The organism is Streptomyces sp. NPDC043952 (assembly GCF_056435325.1).
Genome location: NZ_JBWKES010000002.1, coordinates 188,343 through 210,229, shown reverse-complemented (window position 1 = coordinate 210,229; position 21,887 = coordinate 188,343). Strand labels below are relative to the sequence as shown.

Annotated in this window: 15 protein-coding genes; 12 read left to right on the top strand and 3 right to left on the bottom strand. The window is 74.7% G+C overall.

Going from position 1 to position 21,887, the window contains the following annotated elements:
• Positions 1–225 precede the first annotated feature (225 nt).
• The 9 genes from AC069R_RS02825 to AC069R_RS02785 all read left to right on the top strand — a co-directional run bounded on the left by AC069R_RS02825 (position 226) and on the right by AC069R_RS02785 (position 16,844).
• The gene (locus AC069R_RS02825; protein ID WP_478763937.1) at positions 226–1,581 is read left to right on the top strand and encodes an AfsR/SARP family transcriptional regulator; all 1,356 of its coding nucleotides are present in this window, start codon (positions 226–228) and stop codon (positions 1,579–1,581) included.
• Positions 1,582–1,626: 45 nt separating this feature from the next.
• Positions 1,627–3,897 (top strand): TOMM precursor leader peptide-binding protein, encoded by a 2,271-nt coding sequence (locus AC069R_RS02820; protein ID WP_478763935.1) that lies wholly within the window; start codon positions 1,627–1,629, stop codon positions 3,895–3,897.
• A complete protein-coding gene (locus AC069R_RS02815; RefSeq protein ID WP_478763933.1) occupies positions 3,887–5,818 on the top strand; it encodes a TOMM precursor leader peptide-binding protein in 1,932 nt (643 codons plus the stop codon). The genes AC069R_RS02820 and AC069R_RS02815 overlap by 11 nt, the downstream gene beginning before the upstream one ends.
• Before the next feature lie 84 nt (positions 5,819–5,902).
• Entirely contained in the window at positions 5,903–7,492 is a 1,590-nt protein-coding gene (locus AC069R_RS02810; protein ID WP_478763932.1) for a nitroreductase family protein, read from the top strand.
• A 476-nt stretch (positions 7,493–7,968) separates the two neighbouring features.
• On the top strand, positions 7,969–10,653 hold the full coding sequence (locus AC069R_RS02805) for a lantibiotic dehydratase (RefSeq protein WP_478764216.1): 2,685 nt from the start codon (positions 7,969–7,971) through the stop codon (positions 10,651–10,653).
• Positions 10,650–11,729: a lantibiotic dehydratase C-terminal domain-containing protein gene (locus AC069R_RS02800; RefSeq protein WP_478763930.1), complete on the top strand. Its 1,080-nt coding sequence runs from the start codon at positions 10,650–10,652 to the stop codon at positions 11,727–11,729. The genes AC069R_RS02805 and AC069R_RS02800 overlap by 4 nt, the downstream gene beginning before the upstream one ends.
• A gap of 1,439 nt (positions 11,730–13,168) precedes the next feature.
• Positions 13,169–14,128 carry an ABC transporter ATP-binding protein gene (locus AC069R_RS02795; RefSeq protein ID WP_478764214.1) on the top strand — a complete coding sequence of 320 codons (960 nt, stop codon included), beginning with the start codon at positions 13,169–13,171 and terminating at the stop codon, positions 14,126–14,128.
• Positions 14,125–14,877 carry an ABC transporter permease gene (locus tag AC069R_RS02790; RefSeq protein ID WP_478763928.1) on the top strand — a complete coding sequence of 251 codons (753 nt, stop codon included), beginning with the start codon at positions 14,125–14,127 and terminating at the stop codon, positions 14,875–14,877. The genes AC069R_RS02795 and AC069R_RS02790 overlap by 4 nt, the downstream gene beginning before the upstream one ends.
• Positions 14,874–16,844: a TOMM precursor leader peptide-binding protein gene (locus AC069R_RS02785; protein WP_478763926.1), complete on the top strand. Its 1,971-nt coding sequence runs from the start codon at positions 14,874–14,876 to the stop codon at positions 16,842–16,844. The genes AC069R_RS02790 and AC069R_RS02785 overlap by 4 nt, the downstream gene beginning before the upstream one ends.
• Before the next feature lie 80 nt (positions 16,845–16,924).
• Here AC069R_RS02785 and AC069R_RS02780 read toward each other — a convergent pair whose 3' ends face one another.
• Entirely contained in the window at positions 16,925–17,098 is a 174-nt protein-coding gene (locus AC069R_RS02780) for a thiazolylpeptide-type bacteriocin (protein ID WP_037657426.1), read from the bottom strand.
• 179 nt (positions 17,099–17,277) lie between these two features.
• Here AC069R_RS02780 and AC069R_RS02775 point away from each other — a divergent pair, with 179 nt between their 5' ends.
• Complete coding sequence (locus tag AC069R_RS02775) at positions 17,278–18,588, top strand: amidohydrolase (protein ID WP_478763923.1); 1,311 nt, start codon at positions 17,278–17,280, stop codon at positions 18,586–18,588.
• Positions 18,589–18,632: 44 nt separating this feature from the next.
• On the opposite strand, the gene AC069R_RS02770 is transcribed toward AC069R_RS02775, so the two are convergent.
• The gene (locus AC069R_RS02770; RefSeq protein WP_478763921.1) at positions 18,633–19,262 is read right to left on the bottom strand and encodes a TetR/AcrR family transcriptional regulator; all 630 of its coding nucleotides are present in this window, start codon (positions 19,260–19,262) and stop codon (positions 18,633–18,635) included.
• 191 nt (positions 19,263–19,453) lie between these two features.
• On the opposite strand from AC069R_RS02770, the gene AC069R_RS02765 reads away from it, so the two are divergent.
• On the top strand, positions 19,454–20,620 hold the full coding sequence (locus AC069R_RS02765; RefSeq protein WP_478763919.1) for an MBL fold metallo-hydrolase: 1,167 nt from the start codon (positions 19,454–19,456) through the stop codon (positions 20,618–20,620).
• Positions 20,621–20,626: 6 nt separating this feature from the next.
• Here the strand turns inward: AC069R_RS02765 and AC069R_RS02760 are convergent, their stop codons facing one another.
• Positions 20,627–21,295, bottom strand: a complete 669-nt coding sequence (locus AC069R_RS02760) for a TetR/AcrR family transcriptional regulator (RefSeq protein WP_478763917.1) — start codon at positions 21,293–21,295, stop codon at positions 20,627–20,629.
• 98 nt (positions 21,296–21,393) lie between these two features.
• Between AC069R_RS02760 and AC069R_RS02755 the strand changes: the two genes are divergently transcribed.
• The gene (locus AC069R_RS02755) at positions 21,394–21,810 is read left to right on the top strand and encodes a cupin domain-containing protein (RefSeq protein WP_478763916.1); all 417 of its coding nucleotides are present in this window, start codon (positions 21,394–21,396) and stop codon (positions 21,808–21,810) included.
• The last annotated feature ends 77 nt before the right edge of the window (positions 21,811–21,887 follow it).

Genomic DNA, 21,887 nt, shown 5'->3' with positions numbered 1-21,887 from the left:
GCAGCGTATGCCCTTGCGATCGGATCGCCAACGCCCCATCGCCCGGCGGCCTTTGGGTCGCCCCTGCGTCACCGGACGTTTTCCTCCTGGCACTGGACGCCACCGCATCTTCGAATCTAAGTTCCCGTCTCAGAAGTGGATGTGGGCACGCCGCCGACCCCCTGGCATGCCCAACGCCGCCCTTCCGCAAGGCCGTTGTGCATGCAACCCCGACGCTGAAAGGCCATGGTGAAGACAGGCACTCCAGCGCCCGACAGCGCTTCCCCGGCACCCGGCACCGGCAGACCCCGGTTCCTCGTGCTCGGCCTGCTCGCCATCACCGACGGCCAGGACACCGTCGTACTCCAGCCCTCCCGCCCCGCCTCGCTGCTCGCCGCCCTGCTGCTCCACCCCGGCGCGGTCGTCGGCTCCGAGCTGCTCCAGCGTGTGGTCTGGGGCAACCGGCCGCCGGCGGGCGGCAGATCGGCGCTGCACACCTGCGTGCTGCGGCTGCGCCGGCTCTTCGCCAAGTACGGCGTCGCCGATCACGCCATCGAGGCCGTGCCCGGCGGCTACCGGCTGCACGCCGACGCCGGCACCCTCGATCTGCTGCACTTCCGCGAACTGCTCGCCCGCTCGTACGCCGCCGACGACCCGGAGTCCGCGCTGCGGCTCGCCCGTGCGGCGCTGGCGCTGTGGGGCGAACCACGGGGCGAATCCCTGCTGACCAACGTGCACTCCGACGAGATCCACCGCGACCTCGTGCCCCGCCTGGCCGAGGAGCGCCTTCTCGCGGTGGAGCGGGTCTTCGACGGCGAGTTGCGCCTCGGCCGGCACCGCGAGCTGATCCCCGAGGCCCGCGAGGCCGTGCGCGCGCACCCCGGACACGAGGGGCTGTCCGCCCTGCTCGTCGAGGCGCTGTACCGCTCCGGTCGGCGCGCCGAGGCGCTTGCCGAGTACCGCAGGATCCACGCCCACCTCACCGAGGAACTCGGCGTGGAGCCGGGCCCGGTGCTGCGTGCTCTCCAACTCGCCGTCTTGCGTGGCGAGTTGCCCGAGGGACCGGGCGGGGCGCTTGCCCACGGCGCGCCGGCCGCGCCGCTGCCGTCCGGTGCGCGGCCCCTGCCGCTGCCGGTCGGGTCCGGCGGGTTCGGCGGGTTCGGCCGGTCCGGCGAGTCGGACGGGCACGGCGGGTTTGGCGGGTCCGGCGAGTCGGACGGGCGCGGCGGGTTCGGCGGGTCGGGCGGCCTTGGCGGGTTCGGCGGGTTGGGCCGGCCTGGCGGGGCCAGTGGCTCCGGTGGGTTGGGCGGGCCCGCCCTCTCCGATGGGCCCGCCCTCTCCGATGGGTCCGGCCTCTCCGATGGGTCCGGCGAGCCGTCGCCGGGGCTCGGGCGGGGCTCGCCCGGTGCCCCCGGCGCCCTGGTGCTCAGCTCGCTCGTGGACGCCGGGCTGCTCCAGGAGGACCCCTCCGGCCGCTACCGCGTCCACGACCTGCTGCGCCTCTTCGTCCAGGCGGCCGGTGCCAGCCTCCCCGGCGCCCCCGCCGTCCCGCACGATCCGGTGGACCTCCCCGACCCGGCCGCCGGCCGGACCTCCCCGTGAGCATCGAGCCGAACCTCCCCGCAGCATCGAAAGGTCTCCCCGCCCATGCCCCACGCACCCGCCTCCTACGAGGAGATCGCGCAGTCGCGGCCCCGCATCCGCCGGGACGTCCTCTACACCCGGACCCCGGACGGAGTGCTTTTCCACAACGCGCACGGCGGGTTCAACCTCCGCACCCGCAACGCGTACCGCTTCGCCACGCTGATCGTGCCGCACTTCGACGGCGAGCGGCGGGTCGAGGAACTGTGCGCGGGGCTGGGGGACAAGCAGCGCGACATGGTGGTCCAACTCGTGCGCGCCCTCTACGCGCGTGGCTTCGCGCGGGACGCCGGCCCCAAACCCCCGGCCGACGCCCTCCCGCCACAGGTCGGTGAGCGTTTCGCGCACCAGCTCGACTACCTCGACCACTACGCCGACGACGCGACCGGACGGTTCGCCCGCTTCCGCGCCACCCCGGTCGCCGTCCTCGGTGACGACGCCCTCGCCCGCTGGGCCGCGCTCGGCCTGCTGCGCAACGGCAGCGGCGCCGTCGCCATCACCGAACCCGCCTCGCCCTGCAGCGAGTTGCGTGCCGAGCGGCACGGGGTGGAGGGCAGCGCGGACATCGACGCCGAGGCCGCAGCCCTCGCCAAGGCGGGCTGCGCCCCCCGGCTCGTCCGCCTCGGGGAGGCCGCCGACGGCACCTACGGCTGGGCCGAACTGGAGGGCTGGGACACCGTCCTGGTGACCCCCGCCGCCGGGCCCCGGCAACTGCTGCGGCTGCTCACCGAGGGCGTGCCGGCCGGGCGCAGGCTGCTCGGCGCGTGGACCTTCGGCGGCCGTGCCGTCATCGGCCCCGAGATGACCGCCGGGAGCACCGGCTGCTGGTGCTGCGCCGCGCTGCGGCTCGGCGCGGGCACCGACGCGGCCGACAGCGCCGACCTGTGGGCGTCCGTCGGACCCGCCGCACCGCTCGGCGCGTCCGCGCCCCTCATCGGCGGCCCCCTCGCCGGGATGCTCGGCAACCTGCTCGCCTTCGAGGTGTTCCGCCTGGTCACCGGGGCACTGCCCGCCGAGACCCGCGGGCGGATCGTCATCCAGGACCTCGACTCCCTCGACGTGCTCGCGCAGCCGCTGCTGCCGCATCCGCGATGTCCCCACTGCTCCAGCGCCCCCGCCGGCGAGCCCGCGGAGAGCCCCGGCGCCCTGCGCGCCGCCCGCCCCGAGGACCAGTCCGCCGCCGCGCCCGCCGACGGCGCCGCCGACGAGGACGCCGCCCGTGCCGCGCTCGCCGCGCTGGAGCAGCGCGAGGTCCTGCTGAGCGAGGCGGCGGGCGTCTTCACCGCGTACGCCGACGACGAGTGGGAGCAGACCCCGCTCAAGATCGGCACCGTACGGCTGGGCCTCGCACCCGGACGGACGCGGACGGTGTCCGCCACCGACGTCCACCATGTCGCCGGGGCCCGGCTGAGCGCGGTCTTCCGCGCCGCCGAGGTGTACGTCGAACACGTCGTCCCGCCCCCGGTGCTGACGCCCGCCGCGCTGGCGGCCGCCGCCGGGAAGTGGACCCGCCTCGCCCCCGCCGAACTCTCCGTCTCCAGCGGCCTGGAGGTGCCCGCCGACCGCCTCGCCCAGTTCAGCGAGGCCACCTCGCTGCTCGACGGGCGGACCGTGCTGCTGCCCGCGGGCGCCGTGCGCACCTTCGGCGGCTGGAACGGGGAGGGCCTGTTCGAGCGGACCTCCGCCGGCACCGGCGCCGCGGGCAGCCCCCGTGCCGCGCTCGCCCGCGCCCTGCGCACCGCTCTGGCGCGGGACGCGCTGGACGCCGCCGTCCGCCGTACGAACCCCGTGCGCACCGTGGACCCCGAGACCCTCACCGGCGACCCGGAACTGCTGTTCCTGCTGCGGTCGGCGGAGAACCTCGGCGTCACGGCCGAAGTCCTCGATCTCGGCGGCCCGTTGCTGCCGGTGGTGCTCGCCCGGTTCACCGACCCGGCCGGCGGCGAGGTGCGCTGGGCCACCGGCAGCGGGCTGCGCCACCGGGAGGCCGTCCTGGAGGCGCTGCGCGATCTGCTCGGCGCCGAGCAACTGCGCCGTGCGGCGGGCGAGTTCGACGGCGGTGACCCGCTGTGGGCGGACCTGGACGCGGCGACCCTCGTCCCCGGCGGCGTCGTACCGGCCCCCGGCACGGCGACCACCTGGGCCGCCGTCCTCGACGGCCTCGCCGCGGCCGGGCGGGACGCCTTCGCGGTGCGGGTCACCGCCCCCGACCTCGCCGCGGGCTCCGTGTTCGCGTCGCGTGTCGTGCTGATCCGCGGGACACGCCGTGCCCACTGAGACCGCGACCGCGCCGCGCCCCGCACCGCCCCCGGCCGCCGGGCCGTGGGACGCGGTGTGCGCCGCGCTCACCACCGCCCTCGCCGGCCGGCCGGGCACCCCGAGCGCGGCGGTGACCCCGCTCGGCGTCCGCGACGAACTCGCTCAGAATGCAGGGGATTTCACGCGCGGTGCGGTACCGGTGGGCCTGTACGGACACCACGCCGTGGTCGGTCCCGTACCCGCCGAAAGCGCGCCCGGCTGTCCCCGGTGCCTCGCGCGCCGCTGGCAGGCGGTACGGGCCGGATACCTGCGCGACGCGCTGGAACGCGGCGACGCTCCGCGGGCCACCGGGACCCCGCCCTGGCTGGCCGGCTTCACAGTGGACGCCCTCGCCGCCCTGGTCGCGGCGGCGGCCCGCGGGGACCGGGGCGGCCGGCACCCCTGGGTGTGGCTGCTGGACCTGGAGACCCTGCGCGTCTCCCGGCTCGCGCTGGTGCCCGACGGCGAGTGCCCGTCCTGCGGAACCCGCCCGGACGACACCGCCGAGGGCGCCCGGATCACCCTGGACCCCGGCACCAAACACGACCCAGCAGACTTCCGCTCGCGCCCGCTCGCCGCGTACGACCTGGTGCCGGAGGCGTTCGTCAACCCCGTCACCGGCGCGCTCGGCCCCTCCTTCGCGCCCGACCTGGCCTCCGCGTCGACCTCCTCGGTGATCGGCGCCTTCACCACCCGCTCGGGCGACTACCTGCGGGAATGCTACTGGGGCGGCCACACCGGCTCCTATGGCACGAGCGTCCGCGTCGGGGTGCTGGAGGGCCTGGAGCGGTTCGCCGGGATGCGGGCCCGCGCCAAGCGGACCGTGGTCACCGCGGCCCTCGACGACCTCGGGGACCTCGCCGTCGACCCGCGCGTCACCGGCCTGTACTCCGATGCCTTCCACGCCGCCGCCCCCGAGGTGCCGCGGTTCGCGCCGGACCGCCCGGTGGACTGGGTGTGGGGCTGGTCGCTGCGCGACGACCGGCCGGTCCTCGTGCCCGAGGTGGTCGCCTACTACCACGCGCCCGGCGGCATCCGGCGGCGCTTCGTCCAGGAGAGCTCCAACGGCTGTGCCTCCGGCGGCAGTCTGACCGAGGCCGTCTACCACGGGCTGATGGAGACCGTCGAACGCGACGCCTTCCTGCTGGCCTGGTTCGGTCGGCTCCGGCTGCCCGAGATCGACCCGGCGAGCAGCACACGGGCCGCGACCCGCGCCATGGTCGACCGGCTGGCGATGTACGGCTACCGCGCCCGGTTCTTCGACACCCGGATCACCTTCCCGGTCCCGGTGGTGACCGCCGTCGCCGAACGCGTCGACGGCGGCCCCGGACTGCTCTGCTTCGGCGCGGGCGCCTCCCTGGACCCCGAGGCAGCACTCGCCGGCGGGCTCTGCGAGATCGCCACCGACGCAGTCAACCTGCGCCGCCGCACCGCCCGCGAGGCACCCCGACTGCGGCGCATGGCACGGGACTTCGGCGAGGTCCGGGTGCTGCACGACCACCCGCTGCTGTACGGGCTGCCCGAGATGGGCCGGTACACCGACTTCCTGCTGCGCGACCGCGACGACGCCGAACGGGTGCCGCTCGCCTCCCTCGCCGCGGGGGAGGGCGCCCTGAAGCCCGCCGCCGACCTGCGCACCGACGTGGCGGCCTGCGTCGCCGCCGTCGCCGCGCACGGCTTCGATGTCGTCGTGGTCGAGCAGACCTCCCCGGAACAACGGGAGTTGGGCCTGCACACCGTCAAGGTCCTGGTGCCCGGCCTGCTCCCGATCGACTTCGGCACCAGCCGGCAACGCGCCCCGCTGATGCCCCGGATGCGCACCGCCCTGCGCGAAGCGGGCCTGCGGGACGACGAGTTGACGCCCGCCGAGCTCAACCCGGCGCCGCACCCCTTCCCCTGACCCGACGCACCCTCGCCCAGACGCCCCATGTCCCGTGCACGGCTCGGCCGGCCTCGACCACAGACAGCAGAAAGGGAAGTGACCATGGGATACGCCCATGAGTACGCGACCGCGGTGATGCGGCGGGGCCGGATCCCCATGGAACCCGCCGACTTCGTGCCCGACTGGGCCGACCGCCCCCGCAAGGGCAAGTTCTTCCCCGGCGCCCCCGTCCTGCCGCTGCCCGACGGCGGCTGCGCGGACGACGCGACGCTCGACCGGGGGCTGTCCGGGCCGCGCGGCACCGGGGCGTTCACCCTGCCGCTGCTCGGCGCGATGCTCCGCGACTCCTACGGGCTGACCGGCCGCCGGCTCGCCGTCCAGGCCAACAGCGACCTCGGCTCACTGCCGTACCACACCCACGCCAACTGGTCGCGCGGCACCTCCTCCGGCGGTGGCCTCTACCCCGTCGGCATCCACTGGATCAGCGGCGCGAGCGGCCCCCTCGCCCCCGGCGTCTACTACTACGACACCCCGCGCAACGCCCTCGCCCGGACCCTGTCCGGCGATGTCACCGGCGAGGTCCGGGCCGCCCTCGGCGATCTCGAAGAGGCCGCCGGGACCGACCAGTTCCTGGTGCTGGGCGTGACGTTCTGGCAGAACGCCTTCAAGTACAACAGCTTCTCCTACCACGTCGTCACGATGGACATCGGCGCACTGCTCCAGACCTGGCGGATGTGGGCCCGTGCGCACGGGCTGCACATCGGTGCCGCGCTCTGGTTCGACGAGCCCCGCCTCGGCCGGGTGCTCGGGCTGGACCCCGAGCAGGACGGGGTGTTCGCGGTGGTGCCGCTGCGGTGGGCGAAGGCGGACGAGCGGGGCGATGCTCCGGAGACTCCCGGCGCGCGGGTCCGCCGCGTCCCCGAGGAGCGGTCCCGGCGCGTGCTGACCTTCCCGACCGTGCACGCGATCCACGCGGCCACCCTGGAGGGCGCCGCCGACCGTCCGGCGCCCGGCACCCTGGACTCCGCGCTGGTCACACCGCCCGGACCCGGTGAGCGCGTTGCGCTGCCCGCGCCGCTCGCGCTGGAGGCGACCGTACGCCGGGCGCTGCGCGAACGCCGCAGTAGCTTCGGCCGGTTCAGCGCCGCCACTCCGCTCGCTCCGGCCCGGCTGTCCGCAGCGCTGGCCGCGGCGGTCGCCGCCGGCACCCTGGACACCGACGCGGAGACACCGGGCGCGGCGCCCCTCACCCGGCAGTACGTCTTCGTCAACCACGTCCGGGACATCCCGCCCGGCATCTACGAACACGACTGGCGGACCGACGAGTTGGTGCTGCTGAAGGCCGGTGACTTCGGTGGCTTCCTCCAGGAGAACTACTTCCTCGCCAACTACAACCTGGAGCAGGCCGCCGCCGTCCTGGTGCCCGCGGCCCGTACCCACGCCGTGCTGGACGCGGTCGGTGACCGGGGCCTCCGGCTCGTCAACGCCGTCATCGGCGCCACCGCGCAGGCCGTGTACACCGCCTCCGCCGCGGCGGGCATGGGCTGTGGTGTCGCGCTCGGCTTCGACTGCGTCTCCTTCGCGGAGGAGCTCGGGCTCGCCGCACGCGGTGAGATCCCGCTGCTCGTGATGATGATCGGCAACGAGGCTCCCCGCCCGGCCGGTTACCGCTACGACATCGTGGCCCCGTGACCCGAGGACCCCGCCCCGCCACCAGGGCGGCCGCACATCCCACAGGAAAGGGGGAGGGCGTGAGCCCGACCGCCACCACCCCGACCGCGGACGTCCCCGCGGAGAACGGTCCGGGGCCGGACACCTCGGTCTCACCTTCCGGCATCCCGGCCGCGGCCGCCCCGCCCCCGTCTTCCGGCGCCCCGGCCGCGGCCGCCCCGCCCCCGTCTTCCGGCGCCCCGGCTGTGGACGGCGCGGTCCCGGCTTCGGGTGCCCCGGTTGTGGGCGGCTCGGTCCCGGTTTCCGGTGGCCCGGCTGTGGACGGCTCGGTCCCGGCTTCCGCCGCTCCGGCTGTGGACGCCCCGCCCCCGGCTTCCGGCGCCCCGGCCGCGGACATCCCGGTCCCGTCTTCCGGCACCCCGGCCTCGGGCGCGTCGGCCAAGCCGTCGGGGGACAGCCCCGCCGGATCCGCGACCCGGACCCTGCACCACCGCTTCATGCTGCGCGTCGCCGGTCTCCCCGTGGACACCGTCCTCGCCCTGCGCGCCCCCGAGGCCGCCGACTGGGCCGCCAGGACCGCCGCCGAGCAGGACCGGCTCGCCGCGCTCGGCGCCCGGCTCAGCGATCCGCTCTCCGCCGCGGTCGGCGCCACCGACGACGCGGCGCTGCGCCGCCGGCTGCTCGCCCTGCGCCGCCAGGTGTTCAACAACCGTCTGCCCGGCGACCTTCCGGCCGCCCGCGCGCTCGCCGAGGGGCTCGGCGGGGACGCCGGAGCCGATCTCGCCGAGTGGCTGGCGGCCCGCGTCCGCTGGGAGGAACTGCGGGCCGAGGGCGAGTCCGTGCTCGCCGCCGGGTTCGGTCGCACCCGTGCCGCGCTGCGCGAGCTGGCCCTGGACGACCGGCTGCGCAGGGGCCTGCTGCTGGCCTCGCCCACGCTGGAGGAGCGCCTTGACGCGTTCGCCGCCGACCCGGCCCCGGTACCGGGCAAGCGCGCCCGCAAGATGGAGCGCTCCCTGCTGTCGTACGTCTACCGCACCGCCTGCAAGACCAGCCCCTTCAGCACGCTCACGGGCGTCGCCGTCGGCCGGTTCGGGGACGAGGGGGACGGTACGGCGGTCACGCGGGTCGGCGACGACTGGACGGGCCACCCCCGGCTGAACGTCGTCGCCCTCGCCCGCCTCGCCGAACTCGTCGCCGCCGACCCCGGACGCCGCGCCGACCTCCCGGTCGCCCTGGCCACCGGCTGGAAGCTGGACGAGGACCGCGTCCGCTACGTCCAGCGGGCCGTCACGGCGGGCGACGACAGCGCGGCCGTCAGCTTCGACGCCGCCCAGGACCGGCTGTTCTTCCTGCGCCGCCAGGGCACCCTCGACGGCATGCTGGCCCTGCTGCGCGACCACGAAGGCACGCTCAGATACGGCGAGTTGGCGCTTTGGCTGGCCACCACCACCGGGGCCGGCGAGGACGAGGCCGAGCACTATCTCGCCGCCCTGCGCGACCTCGGCATGCTCCAGCTCCCCAGCCTCGCCACCGGCGTGCACAGCGGCGACCCGGTGCGCGCCTTCCAGGACTCGCTGCGCGCCCTCGACCGGCCGTGGGCCGGGGAACTCGCCGCCCGCCTGGACGGACCCGCCCGCATCCTGGCCCGCTTCCCTGCGGCCGACGTCCCCACCCGCCGCACCCTGCTCCGCACGCTCAGAACCGAACTCCTCTCGCTCCAGAGCGAATTGGGTGCCGAGCGTCCGTCCCTCCCGCAGACCCTGGTCTACGAGGACGTGTCCGCCGGTACCACCAGCGCCGGCCTCACCGAGTGGACGCGGCTCGCCGAGGGCCCGCTGCGTTCGCTCGGGCGACTGCTGCCCGCCTTCGACGTGGCGCTGCCCCAACGCCTCACCCTCAAGGGCTTCTTCCTCGCCCGCTTCGGCCGCGGCGGGCGCTGCGAGGATCTGCTGCGCCTGGTGCACGACTTCCACGAGGACATCTTCCGCCAGTACCTCCAATTCACCTCCGCCAAGGACGACTTCCTGCCGGACGGCGGCCACGCCCCGGAGGAGAACTGGCTCGGACTGCCCGAGATCACCGCTCTGGACCGGGCGCGGGCCACCTTCACCGCCCGCATGCGCGACCGCTGGGGCGAACTCCCGCCGGACGCCGCGGAGTTCGTACTGGACGACGCCCTCGCCGACGAGGTCGCCGGAGCCCTCGGCGCCGCCGCCCCGGCGTTCCAGCCGTACAGCCACTTCCTCCAGCTCGCCCGCCGCGACGGCGACCCCCTGGTCGTCCTCAACGACTCCTTCGGCGGCCTCTGCTTCCCCTTCACCCGCTTCACCCACTGCTTCGACGGCCCCGAAGGCCCCGGACTGACCGCCGCCATCCGCGCCGAGCTGCGTGAACTCCTGCCGCCCGGCGCTGTATTCGCCGAGATCACCGCGGGCTCCGCGACCACCAACCTGAATCTGCACGGCCGGCTCACCGACCACGAGATCGTCTGCCCCGGCGAGATCAGCACCGCGCCCGAGGAGGCCCGCCTGCACCTGGACGACCTGTACGCCGAGCACGACGAGGCCACCGACCGGCTGCTGCTGCGTTCACGCCGCCTGGGCCGCGAGGTCGTCCCCCTCTACCTCGGCTACCTGGTGCCCATGGTGCTGCCCGAGATCCCGCGCACCCTGCTGCTGTTCTCCCCGACCGCCCGCCCCAAGCCCGACGTGTGGCGCGGCGTGCCCGCGGGGCCCGAGCGCGCCGGAGTCACCCGGCGCCCCCGCGTCCGCCACCACGGCCTCGTCCTCCAGCGCCGCTCCTGGACGGTCGCCGCCGGACGCCTCCCGCTGCGCATGCCGGGCACCACCGACGCCGACTGGTACCTCGGCTGGCACCGCTGGCGCACCGAACACGGCCTGCCCGAGCGGGTGTTCGCCACCGTCCACGAGGAACGCGACGGTGACGCGGCCGGCTGGCCCGGCTCCGCCAAGCCCCAGTACGTAGACTTCGCCAGCCCGCTCTCGCTCACCGGACTCGAAGGTCTCCTGGCCGGCAGGCGTGCCCGGACCGTCTTCGAGGAGATGCTGCCCGGCGAGGACGAACTGCACGTCACCTCGCCCCGCGGCCGGCATGTCGCCGAACTCGCCGTAGAGATGCTGCCCGCACCGGCCGGCCCGCCGAGGAAGGACGAAGCCCGATGACCGCACCCACCCCCGCCGCGGACACCACCACCGAGGGCACCGAGGGCGCGCCCGGCGACTGGCTCGCGGTGCACGTCTTCTACGCCGCCAGCCCCCGCCCGCTGCTCCTCCAGTGCGTCAAACCCCTGGTGGACCAGCTCACTCAAAAAGGGCTGCTCGACGGCTGGTTCTTCATCAACTACTGGCTGGAGGGCCCCCATCTGCGGCTGCGCCTGAAGCCGGTCCGCGCCGCCGACGCCGAGACCGTCCGGGAACGCACTCACGCTGCCCTCGACGCGTTCCTGCGTGAACGCCCCGCCCTGTACGAGGTCAAGGCCGGCTTCTTCGCCGAGCTGTACGAGACGCTGTTCACGCTGGAGTACAGCGAGGAGGAACGCGCCCGATTCGTCGGCCCCGACGGACGGATGCGGCTGCGCCCCAACAACAGCTACGAGGACCGGCCTTACGAGCCCGAGTACGGCAAATACGGCGGCCCGGCCGGGATCGCGCTCGCCGAGTGGCACTTCCAGCACTCCAGCGACCTCGTCGTCGAGGCCACCCGCACCATGAACCTTCATCTTCGCACGGTGCTCCTCGGCCTGTCCGCCCAGCTGATGATGGTCGTCTCCGGCACCTTCCTCGCCGACGACGAGGCCCTGCTGACCTTCCTCGACCGCTACCACGGCTTCTGGAACAACGCGTTCAGCACCACCAACTACACCACCGACAAGGGCTATGAGCGGGCGTACGACGCCATGGGCGGCCGGCTGCCCGAACGCTTCCGGCACATCCGCGAGGCGGTGGCCCGCGCAGAGCTGGACCGGCTGCCGGCCTTCCTGCGCGGCTGGGCCGTCCACTGCGCCGAACTGCGCGACCGCGCAACCCACTTGGCGAAACGGGGTGAGCTGGTCTTCCGCTCCTTCGACGGCACTCGCGACATCCACGCCACCGAGCCGGCCCACGCTCTGCCCATGCTCCTGTCGCCCTACGCGCACATGACCAACAACCGGCTGGGCATCACCGTCCGCGACGAGGCGTTCCTCTCCTACGTCCTCGCCCGCGCCCTGCGCGACGGCGCCCCCGAGGACACCAGATGACCACCGACACCTTCCTGGCCGCCCGGCCGCGGCTGCACCCCGACATCGTCCTCGGCCCCAGCCTGCTGCGCGGCCCGAACCGCATCCACCTGCTGAAGGACCCGCGCACCGGACGGCGTCTGGAGGTCGGCCCCAAGGAGCACTTCATCATCGCCCGCCTCGACGGCAGCCGGTCCCTGGCGGAGATCGGGCACGCCTACGCGGCCGAGTTCGGCACCCGGCTCGGTGAGGCCCAATGGGGGCAGATGCTCCGGCTGCTGGGCACCCGCGGCCTGCTCGACGGCGGCCCCGCGCCCACCCCGCCCGCGCCGGCGCCGACCCCCGCCGAGCGGCCGAGCGGCCTCCTCGCGGGACACACCCGGATGGTCGCCGACGCGCCCGCCCTCATGGACCGCCTGCACCGGCTCACCGCCCTGGACCGCAGGCCCGCCCTGCTGGCCGTGCTCACCGCGCTGGCCGCCGGCGTGCTCGCCGCCGTCGCCGCCGACGCCGGGACCCTGTGGCGGCAGACCGAGCACACCGCCGAACAGCCCGTGCTGCTGATCGCCGTCGGCTGCGTCCTGTGGTGCAGCCTCGCCCTGCACGAGCTGGCCCACGGCCTGTTCGCGCGCACCTGGGGCGGCCGGGTCGGCGAGATCGGGCTGCGCTGGATCCTCGGCGCCACCTACCTCTACTGCCAGGTGGACGACGTCCAGTTCCTCGGCAGCCGGGCTCGCAAGGTCGCCACCGCCTGCGCCGGCGTGCTCGCCAACCTCCTGTTCCTGGTGCCGTTCTACGTCGTCTGGCTGCTGCTCCCGGCCGGCGCCCAGGCCCGGCCCGCCCTCGGCGCGCTGCTGCTGCTCGGCGTCGTCACCGGCCTCGCCAACCTGCTGCCGCTCGCGCCGCTCGACGGCTACCGCGCCCTCGGCCACGCCCTCGGGGTCTCCGGCCTCGCCGAGGGCAGCCGCGCCTTCACCGCCCTCGCCGCCCGCGCCCTGCTGCGCCGCGGCCCCGGCCTCGGCGCCTACCCGCCCCGGCTGCGCCTGCTGTACGGCGGCTTCGCCCTGCTCACGGCCGTACAGACCGCCGCGCTGCTCGCGCTCGCCGGGGCGGTCCTGCGCCGGCTGCTGCCGGACCGCATGGCGGCCCTCGCCTGGTGGGCGCCGACCGCACTGCTCGCCGCCGTCCTGCTGGTGTGGGCGCTCGGCGCGGCAGGGCGGCGGCTGCACGGGCGTCGTACGGACGGCCGTACCGAGGACCGCGCCCAAAACCCTGCCCCCGACAGCGCCCAGAACCCTGCCGAGGACCGCTCCCAGAACCCTGTCAGGGGCCGCACGCAGGGCCCTGCCGAAGGCCGGGCGCAGGGTCCCGCGCGGTCCGCCGCACCCACCTCCCCGCACGCGGACCCCGGCCAAGTCGCCTCCGCCCGCGCGCCGTTGGACCCCGCAAGGAAAGGCGAGATGAACGAACCCCACGCACAGACCGGGACCGCGCCCGGCCCCGCCGCCACCACCGAGCCGGTCGTCGTCCTCGACGGCGTGATCAAGCGGTATGGAGACGTCACCGCGCTCGACGGCGTCTCCCTCACCGTGCGGCGCGGTGAGTTCTTCGGCATCCTCGGGCCCAACGGCGCGGGCAAGACCACCCTGGTGGAGATCGTCGAGGGCATGCGCGAGGCGGACGGCGGCACCGTCAGCCTGCTCGGTCAGAGCCCCTGGCCACGGGACACCGCGCTGCTCGCCCGGATCGGCGTCCAGACCCAGGCCTCCGCGTTCTTCGCCCGGCTCACCGCGGGCGAACACCTGCGCACCGTCGCCGCGCTCTACGGCATGGCCCCGGACACGGTGCGCACCGCCCTTCAGCGGGTCGGGCTCACCGAGAAGGAGAACGCGCGCGTCGACCACCTCTCCGGTGGACAGCGGCAGCGCCTCGCCATCGCCACCGCGCTGCTGCACGAACCGGAGCTGATCTTCCTGGACGAGCCCACCGCCGCCCTCGACCCCGAGGCGCGCCGCGAACTGTGGGCGCTGCTGCGCTCGTTGCGCTCCGAGGGCCGCACCATCGTGTGCACCACCCACCACCTGGACGAGGCCGAGGCGCTGTGCGACCGGGTGGCGATCGTGGCCGGCGGCCGGATCGTCGCCCTCGACACCCCGCGGGGCCTGATCCGCGCGCTCGCCGCGCCCGCCCGACTCCTTCTCCCGGCAGGCGAGTTGACGCCCGAGGCGGCGCTCGCGCTGCCCGGCGTGGACCGGGCCGGCGTCGAAGGAGACGAACTCGTCCTGGAGACCTCGGCCGTCAACCACGTCCTCACCGCCCTCGGCGACCTGGTCGACATCGAGTCGGTCACCGTGCGCACCGCCACCCTCGAAGACGCCTACCTCAGCCTCACCGGCCATGGAACGGAGCACCGCAGTTGACCGCCTACGCCGCACTGACCAGGGCCGGTTACGCCGCGAGCGTGCGCGACCGTACGACCCTCTTCTTCACCTTCGCCTTCCCGCTCGCCTTCCTCGTCCTGTTCGGCCTCATCTTCCAGGGCCAGCGCGTCAACGGCGGGATGGCCTCCATCAACTACACGGCCCCCGGCGTCCTTTCCTGGGGCGTCGGCAACGCCTGCGTGTTCTCCGTCGGGTTCGCCCTGATGCAGTGGCGCCGCGACGACCTGCTGCGCCTCATCTGGCGCACCCCGACCCCGCTGCGCTCGCTGATCGCCTCCCGCTGGACCCTGGCGCTCGGCGTCGCCGCCGCGCAGACGGTGCTGTTCACCGCCGTGGCGCTGCTGCCGTTCTTCGGGCTGAAGCTGAACGGCCCCTGGTGGGCGGGCATTCCGCTGCTGGTGCTCGGCGTCACCGCGTTCCTCGCCATGGGCCTGGTCGTCGGCAGCCTGGCGAACACCCCGGAGTCGGTGGCGGCCATCGCCAACCTGGTGATGGTGCCGATGGCCTTCCTGTCCGGCTCGTTCTTCCCCGACGACCTGATGCCCGGCTGGCTGCGCACGGTCGCCAAGGTGCTGCCGCTGCACTACCTCAACGACGGCCTCACCGACGCCATGGGCGGCCGCGGCGACCTCGGGGACATCGGCCTGGACTGCGTCGGACTCGTCGTCTTCGCCCTGATCTTCGGCCTGATCGCCACCCGGATCTTCCGCTGGAGCAACCGGACATGACCATCGCCACCGCCCCCGCTCCCGCCCCGGCGACGGCACCCCTGGAGGCCGCCCGCGCGGCCCTCCAGGACCTCCTGGCGGCCCGCGCCGCAGCGGCGGGACTGCCCGCCCCGGCCGTCTCCCGCATCGGCGACACCAACGTCCTCGGCGACCGGCCCGTCCCGGCCGGTCCGGTGCCCCCGCACTCGGCGGGCATCCATCTCACCGCCCAGGCCGTTTTGTTGGGCCCCTGGGGCGGCATGACCGGGGCGGGCCGGGCCTGCGGAACCTGCCTCGCGATGCGCCGCCAGCGGCTGCGCACCCGCACCGAGCGCGACGCGCTGGAGACCGGCACCGAGACCACGGCCGCCGGTCGCTGGCCCGCCCTGCCCGACCACCTGGCGGACGCCGTCTGGTCCCTGCACCGCCTCATCGCCACCGGCACGGCCCGGCACCAACCAGCCGGTCCGGACGGCGAGTTGCCCCGCGTCACCGAACTCGACCTGGAGACCCTTCAGGTCCGCACCTTCCCGCTGCTGCCCGACCCCATGTGCCCGAACTGCCGCCCCGCGACCGCCGGGGCCGTGGCCGACGCGGCGGCCGAGCACACCGCCGGGCCCCTGTCCTCCCGTCCCAAGTCCGGCCCCGACGAGTACCGTTCGGGCCGCCCCGGCGACTTCCCGTTGCCGGTCAGAGGGCTCGCCAACCCGGTGTGCGGGGTGCTGGGCGGCGGCACCTGGATCGACGTGACCTCGCCCACCACCGCGCCGGTCGCGGGCAGCGTCTTCATGCGGGGCTACGCCGGACTCACCGACGTCACCTGGAGCGGCCAGGCCAACTCCTTCGTCCGCAGCCGCGAGTTGGCCTTCCTGGAAGGGCTGGAGCGGTACGCGGGCACCCACCGCCGCCACCGCGCCCCCATCGTCACCGCCGCCTACGACGACCTCGGCGACCGCGCCCTGGACCCCCGCACCTGCGGACTGTACGCGCCGCGCACCTACGCCGAGGACCCGATGGTCGAACCCTTCGACCCGGCCCGGCCGCTGCCCTGGGTCACCGGCTGGTCGCTGCGCGAGGAGCGGTCCGTGCTGGTGCCCGCCCGGCTCGTCTACTACAGCGCGGGCACCCGCGAGGACAACTTCGTCTTCGAGTGCTCCAACGGCTGCGCCACCGGCGCCAGTCTGGAGGAAGCGGTCTTCTTCGGCCTGCTCGAACTCCTGGAACGGGACGCCTTCCTGCTCGGCTGGTACGGCAACCTGCCGCTGCCCGAGATCGACCTGGACTCGGTCGGCGGCGAACGGGTGCGGGCGATGGCGGCCCGCGCCGAACTCCAGGGCTACGACGTCCATGTCTTCGACAACCGGGTGGACCTGCCGGTGCCGGTCGTCACCGGCCTCGCCGTACGCCGCGACGACGGACCCGGCACCCTGGCGTTCGCGGCCGGCGCCTCCTTCGACGCCGAGACGGCCGTGGAGTCGGCGCTCTCCGAGATCCTCACCTACATCCCGCACCTGCCCCGCCAGGTCGCCGAACGCCCCGCCGAACTCGCCGCCATGGCCGAGGACTTCGACAAGGTCGTACGACTGCCCGACCACGCCGCCCTGTTCGGGCTGCCCGCCATGCGCGAGCACGCCCGCAGCTACCTGGCCCCGCCCCGCGTGGCCACGCTCGCCGAGCTGTTCACCGACTGGGAGCGGCATCGGCCCCGCACCGCCGATCTGCTGGACGACGTCACCCTGCTGCGCGATCTGCTGGCCGGCGCGGACTGCGATGTCATCGCCGTCGACCAGACGACGCCGGAGCAGCGGCGGATGGGGCTGCGCACGGTCGCCACGCTCGCCCCCGGACTGCTGCCGATCGACTTCGGCTGGCTGCGCCAGCGGGCACCGCACCTGCCGAGGCTGCGGACCGCGCCGTACCGCGCGGGACTGGTGGACGCCCCGCTGCGGGACACGGACCTGCGGCTGGTGCCGCACCCCTTCCCCTGACGGACCCCGGAACGCGAACGAACCCCCGGAACGCGAAGGGTCCCCGGCGGGGCCGGGGACCCTTCCACCGACGCCGGACGTCAGGCGGTGCAGGAGGTGGTGCTGGTGGTGCTGGAGCAGGTGCTCGTGGAGGAGCAGCTGGTGGACGAACCGAGCATGACCTCGCTGGCGTCCGAGTAGTCGGTGATCTCGAAGGTCTCCGACTCCAGGTCCAGGATCTCCTGGGCGAGGGAGGCGAGGGCGTTGTCGGACATGACGACTCCTTCCGTTGCGGGGACGAGCGGTACGGCCGGTCGGGCGGTTCGGGCCACAACACCCCGCCGCAGCGGGGGAGTTGCGGCCTCCCGGCACCCCACAGTTCTACGCGCGTCCGCGTGCACCCCCCTTGCCGTTCGCTGTCACCTCGCTGACACCCGCCCGAGGAGCCACTGACATGAGCACCGAGCACACCCGGACCACCCCCGAACTCCCGGCCCTCTCCGACCTGTTGGCACCGGCCGCCGAGTTCTACCTCGACCTGCACCGCAACCCCGAACTCTCCGGCGCCGAAGCGCGCACCGCCGCCCGGTTCGCCGCATGGGCCGCCGCCGACGGCTACCGGGTGCTGCACGGCATCGGCGGCCACGGCGTCGCGGCCGAACTGCGCAACGGCGACGGCCCCGCCGTACTGCTGCGCGCCGAACTCGACGCCCTGCCCATCGCGGAGGCCACCGGCGCGCCCTACGCCAGCACCGTCACCGCCGCCGGACCCGACGGCCGCCCGGTCCCCGTGATGCACGCCTGCGGCCACGACGCCCACCTCGCCTGCGTGGCGGCCGCCGGCCGCTGGCTCGCGGACCGCCGGGACCTGTGGCGGGGCACCCTGCTCCTGCTCGGCCAGCCCGCGGAGGAGACCCTCACCGGCGCCCGCGCCATGCTGGAGGACGGCCTCTACGAGCGCGTCACCCCGCCCGACGAGGTACTCGCCCAGCACACCGCGCCCTTCCCCGCCGGGATGGTGGCACACGCCGAGGGCCCGGTACTGGCCGGCAGCCGCACCCTGTCGGTGGCCTTCGAGGGCGAGGGCGGCCACGCCGCCACCGCGCACCTCGCCGCCGACCCGCTGCGGGCCGCCGCCGGGCTGGTGACGCGGCTGCCGGAGCTCGCGGCCGGCGAGAGCGATCGCCCCACCGTCACCGCCACCGCGCTGCGCGCCGGGGACGCCGGGCACCCCGGCAACGTCGTCCCCGACCGCGCCGACCTGCTCGTCTCCCTGCGCGGCTTCTTTGAACCGGCCCTCGACCGCGCCGCCGCCGAGGTCGCACGGCTGGCCCGCGCCGAGGCCGCGACGGCCACGCTGCCGCCCCGCGTCACCGTCACCACCGTCTCCCGCTCCGTCATCACGACGAGCGACCCGGAGGTCACCGCCCACGTCCGCACCGCCCACCGGTCCGCGTTCGGCCCCGCCCGCGTCACGGCCTGGCCCCCCGCCCTGGCCACCGAGGACTTCCCGCTCCTGACCGGCGCGGGCGCGCATCTGCACGGCCACACCGGAATCCGCGGCTGCTACTGGATGCTCGGCGCCACCGGCCCCACCCAATGGTCCACCGCCCCCGGCCCCGACCCCACCACCAAACTCCGCCACCTGCCACCGAACCACTCACCCCGCTACCTGCCGAGCGTCCGCTTGACCTTGCAGACAGGCATCACGGCCCTGGTCACCGCGGCGCTGGCGCGGCTGGGGGCGGGGGTGAAGAGGCGGTAGCCCAGCTCCGTCAACCCGCCCACGCCGAACCGAAGCCCTCCGCCCTACTCAACCCCTCCGTCGCGCCCCACCAACTTCTCCCGCTCCACCCCCAGTTCCCTGGCCAGCGCCTCGTCCGCCCATGCGCGGGCCCGTGCGCGGGGGATCGAGCCGGGGCAGGAGGTCAGCTGGACGGCGAGGCCGTCGAGGAGGGCGGTCAGGCGCAGGGCCGTGGCCGGGGGGTCGGGGCAGGTGAACTCGCCGGCGGTGACGCCCTCGGCGATGACCTCGGCGAGGGCCGCCTTCCACTGCCGGTCCAGTTCGCGGGTGACGTCCCGCAGCGCGGGCTCGCGCAGCGCGACGGCCCAGCCCTCGATCCACAGCCGCCAGCCCTTGGCCTGCCCGGTCGGCGCGTACCAGCGCACCGCGGCCCGCAGCCGGCGCAGCGCGGTGGTCCGGCGCCCGAGCAGCTTGCGCAGTTGCGCGAGATCGTCCTCGGCGGCGTACGCGAATGCGGCGGCGACCAGCTTCTCCTTGGTCGAGAAGTGGTACAGCACCAGCGCGTTGCTCACCCCCAGCGCGGCCGCCACATCGGCGATCCTGACCGCCGCCACGCCCCGCGCCTCGATCTGTTCGACGGCGGCCCGCAGCAGCTCCTCCTGCCGCTCGGCCACGCTCAACCGCACTCTTGCCATCCGGTCACCCTAGTGCGCCGGGCCGGTACGCCCCGAAGCGCTCGGCGAGCACCGGCAGCCGGTCGGCCACCACCGCGCGGGCCGCGGCACGCGGCGTCGTACCGTCGGCACGGGCCCGGTCGAGGACCCGTACCCGGCTTGTCGGATGGGCCGACCATAATGGGGGGCCCACCACTCAACCGGGAGGTACCGTGACCGGTCCGCGTTCCTCGACCTCAGGGCCCCGTGTGCCGCGCCCAGCGGCCTTCGGAGTGGACCCGGGCGGTGAGCGCCTGGCACGCATCCGGCGCTCCCCGCACTTCAAGGACGGCGTCTTCCAGAACCCCGGCGGCGCCGCGCGCACCCGGCCCTCCGGCTCCGCGGTGGACTTCGCGAAGGTCTTCTTCGACAAGGAGACCCGGCCGCTGCGCGCCCCCAGGGGCACCGTCCCGGTGCACCCCACGACCTTCGCCGACCTCGCCCGGCCGCCCGCCACGGGGCTGCGGCTGACCTGGATGGGCCACTCCAGCGTGCTCGCCGAGATCGACGGCCACCGGGTGCTGTTCGACCCGGTGTGGGGTGAGCGCTGCTCCCCGTTCCCCTTCGCCGGACCCAAGCGGCTGCACCCGGTGCCGCTGCCGCTCGCCGCGCTCGGGGACGTCGACGTGGTGGTGATCTCCCACGACCATTACGACCATCTCGACCTGCCCACCATCAAGGCGCTGGCCGGCACCGACACCGTCTTCGCCGTACCGCTCGGCGTCGGCGCCCACCTGGAACATTGGGGTGTCTCCCCGGACCGGCTGCGCGAACTGGACTGGCACGAGTCGACCCGTATCGGCGGGCTCACCCTCACCGCCACCCCGGCCCGCCACTTCTGCGGCCGCGGCCTGCGCAACACCCAGCACACCCTGTGGGCCTCCTGGGCCGTCGCGGGGGAGGAGCACCGGATCTACCACAGTGGCGACACCGGCTACTTCGACGGTTTCAAGGATATCGGCGCCGCCCACGGCCCGTTCGACGCCACGATGATCCAGATCGGGGCGTACAGCGAGTTCTGGCCGGACATCCACATGCGGCCCGACGAGGGTCTGCGCGCCCACCTGGACCTCCAGGGCGGCGCCCCGCACGGTGTGCTGCTCCCGATCCACTGGGGCACCTTCAACCTCGCCCCGCACCCGTGGGCCGAGCCGGGGGAGTGGACCAAGGAAGCCGCCGAGGAGGCCGGGCAGGCGGTCGCCCTGCCCCGCCCCGGCGAGCCCTTCGAGCCCGCGGGCAAGCTCCCGGCGGAGGCCTGGTGGCGCGGCGTGTCCGGCGAAGTGCGCCGGACCTGGCGCTCGGTCGGCGCGCTGGTAGCGGAGCCGCCGAAGCGCGGCTGAGAAACCTCAGCCGCTCCCGGCAAGACCCGCCACCAGGGCCCGCAGACCGTCGAGATAGGTGTCCTCGGCGGTCAACGGGCCCCACCGCTCGGCGAGTTGAGCCAGGCGGGGCAGTTCGTCCGGGCCGAGATCGGCGAAGACGCGCTCCCGGTGGGCGGGGCGGTCCTCGCCCGCGCGCCGGCGGTTCGCCGTCGTACGGACCACGATCTCCCCGACGGTGTAGTACCAGATCGCCCGGTATCCGTGGACGGCCCGCTCGGGCGTCAGGCCACAGGCGACGAACCCGTCCACGATCTGTTCGACGAACCACAGGGCCGAGGCGGACATCAGGTCGTCCGCGGTCAGCACCTCCACGATCCAGGGGCAGTCGGCGAGCGCCCGGTGGATCGCGGTGGCGGCGGCGACGATCCGCTCGCGCGGCTCGGCGGGCAGTTCGCTCCGGCGCAGCGTCCGCGCGGCGTGCTCGTCCAGCAGCAGGACGAGCAACTCCTCCTTGTCGCGCACGTGATGGTAGAGCGCCATCGGCGTACTGCCGATCTCCGCGGCCAGCCGCCGCATGGTGAGCCGGTCCACACCCTCCTTGGCCACGATCCGGTGGGCCGCCTCGATGACCTCCTCGCGGGTGAAGCGGGGAGGTCGGCCCGGATTTCTGCGCGGTGCGGATGGCTGCGGCATGTACTCATCATCCCTCGGGGGTCGACAGCGGAGGCGCGCCGGGCCTAGTTTTCGTACGTGTACGGAAACTTGCGGGCACCGACCGGAAGGAATCCCTCGTGACGACGACACCCCTCGCCCCCATCGACCTGTTCGCCTCCGCGCTGCACATCGACCCGGCCGGCCAAGTCCGCGCCGCGGAAGGGCGGATGACCGGCGGTGACCTTGGCGCGTGGCACCTCGCGGCGTTCCACGCCGAGACGGACGACGATGTGCACGCCGACCACTGGGAGATGCACCCCGAGGCCGACGAGGCGGTGTGCTGCCTCAGCGGCGCCGTCCGCCTCCACTTCCGGCCCACCGAGCCCGGCGGCGCGGAGGAGACGGTACGGCTGCGGGCGGGCACCGCCGTGATCGTGCCCCGCGGCCGCTGGCACCGCGTGCGGCTGGACGCCCCCAGCGACCTGCTGTCGCTCACCCTTCGCCAGGGCACCCGACACGCGCGTATTGAAGGCCAAGGGGAACACGCTCAGTGATATTCGGCAGTGCTCTGGGGTGGGGTTCCGGGTGGCTCGGTGGGAGCGCACGGGTGTCGGACGAGGGTGAGCCGGGG

What these genes read in the sequence shown, in the direction of transcription:
- AC069R_RS02825 (WP_478763937.1), top strand. Translation starts at nt 226, where the DNA reads ATGGTGAAGACAGGCACTCCAGCGCCCGACAGCGCTTCCCCGGCACCC.
- AC069R_RS02820 (WP_478763935.1), top strand. Translation starts at nt 1,627, where the DNA reads ATGCCCCACGCACCCGCCTCCTACGAGGAGATCGCGCAGTCGCGGCCC.
- AC069R_RS02810 (WP_478763932.1), top strand. Translation starts at nt 5,903, where the DNA reads ATGGGATACGCCCATGAGTACGCGACCGCGGTGATGCGGCGGGGCCGG.
- AC069R_RS02805 (WP_478764216.1), top strand. Translation starts at nt 7,969, where the DNA reads ATGCTGCGCGTCGCCGGTCTCCCCGTGGACACCGTCCTCGCCCTGCGC.
- AC069R_RS02800 (WP_478763930.1), top strand. Translation starts at nt 10,650, where the DNA reads ATGACCGCACCCACCCCCGCCGCGGACACCACCACCGAGGGCACCGAG.
- AC069R_RS02795 (WP_478764214.1), top strand. Translation starts at nt 13,169, where the DNA reads ATGAACGAACCCCACGCACAGACCGGGACCGCGCCCGGCCCCGCCGCC.
- AC069R_RS02785 (WP_478763926.1), top strand. Translation starts at nt 14,874, where the DNA reads ATGACCATCGCCACCGCCCCCGCTCCCGCCCCGGCGACGGCACCCCTG.
- AC069R_RS02780 (WP_037657426.1), bottom strand. Translation starts at nt 17,098, where the DNA reads ATGTCCGACAACGCCCTCGCCTCCCTCGCCCAGGAGATCCTGGACCTG.
- AC069R_RS02775 (WP_478763923.1), top strand. Translation starts at nt 17,278, where the DNA reads ATGAGCACCGAGCACACCCGGACCACCCCCGAACTCCCGGCCCTCTCC.
- AC069R_RS02770 (WP_478763921.1), bottom strand. Translation starts at nt 19,262, where the DNA reads ATGGCAAGAGTGCGGTTGAGCGTGGCCGAGCGGCAGGAGGAGCTGCTG.
- AC069R_RS02760 (WP_478763917.1), bottom strand. Translation starts at nt 21,295, where the DNA reads ATGCCGCAGCCATCCGCACCGCGCAGAAATCCGGGCCGACCTCCCCGC.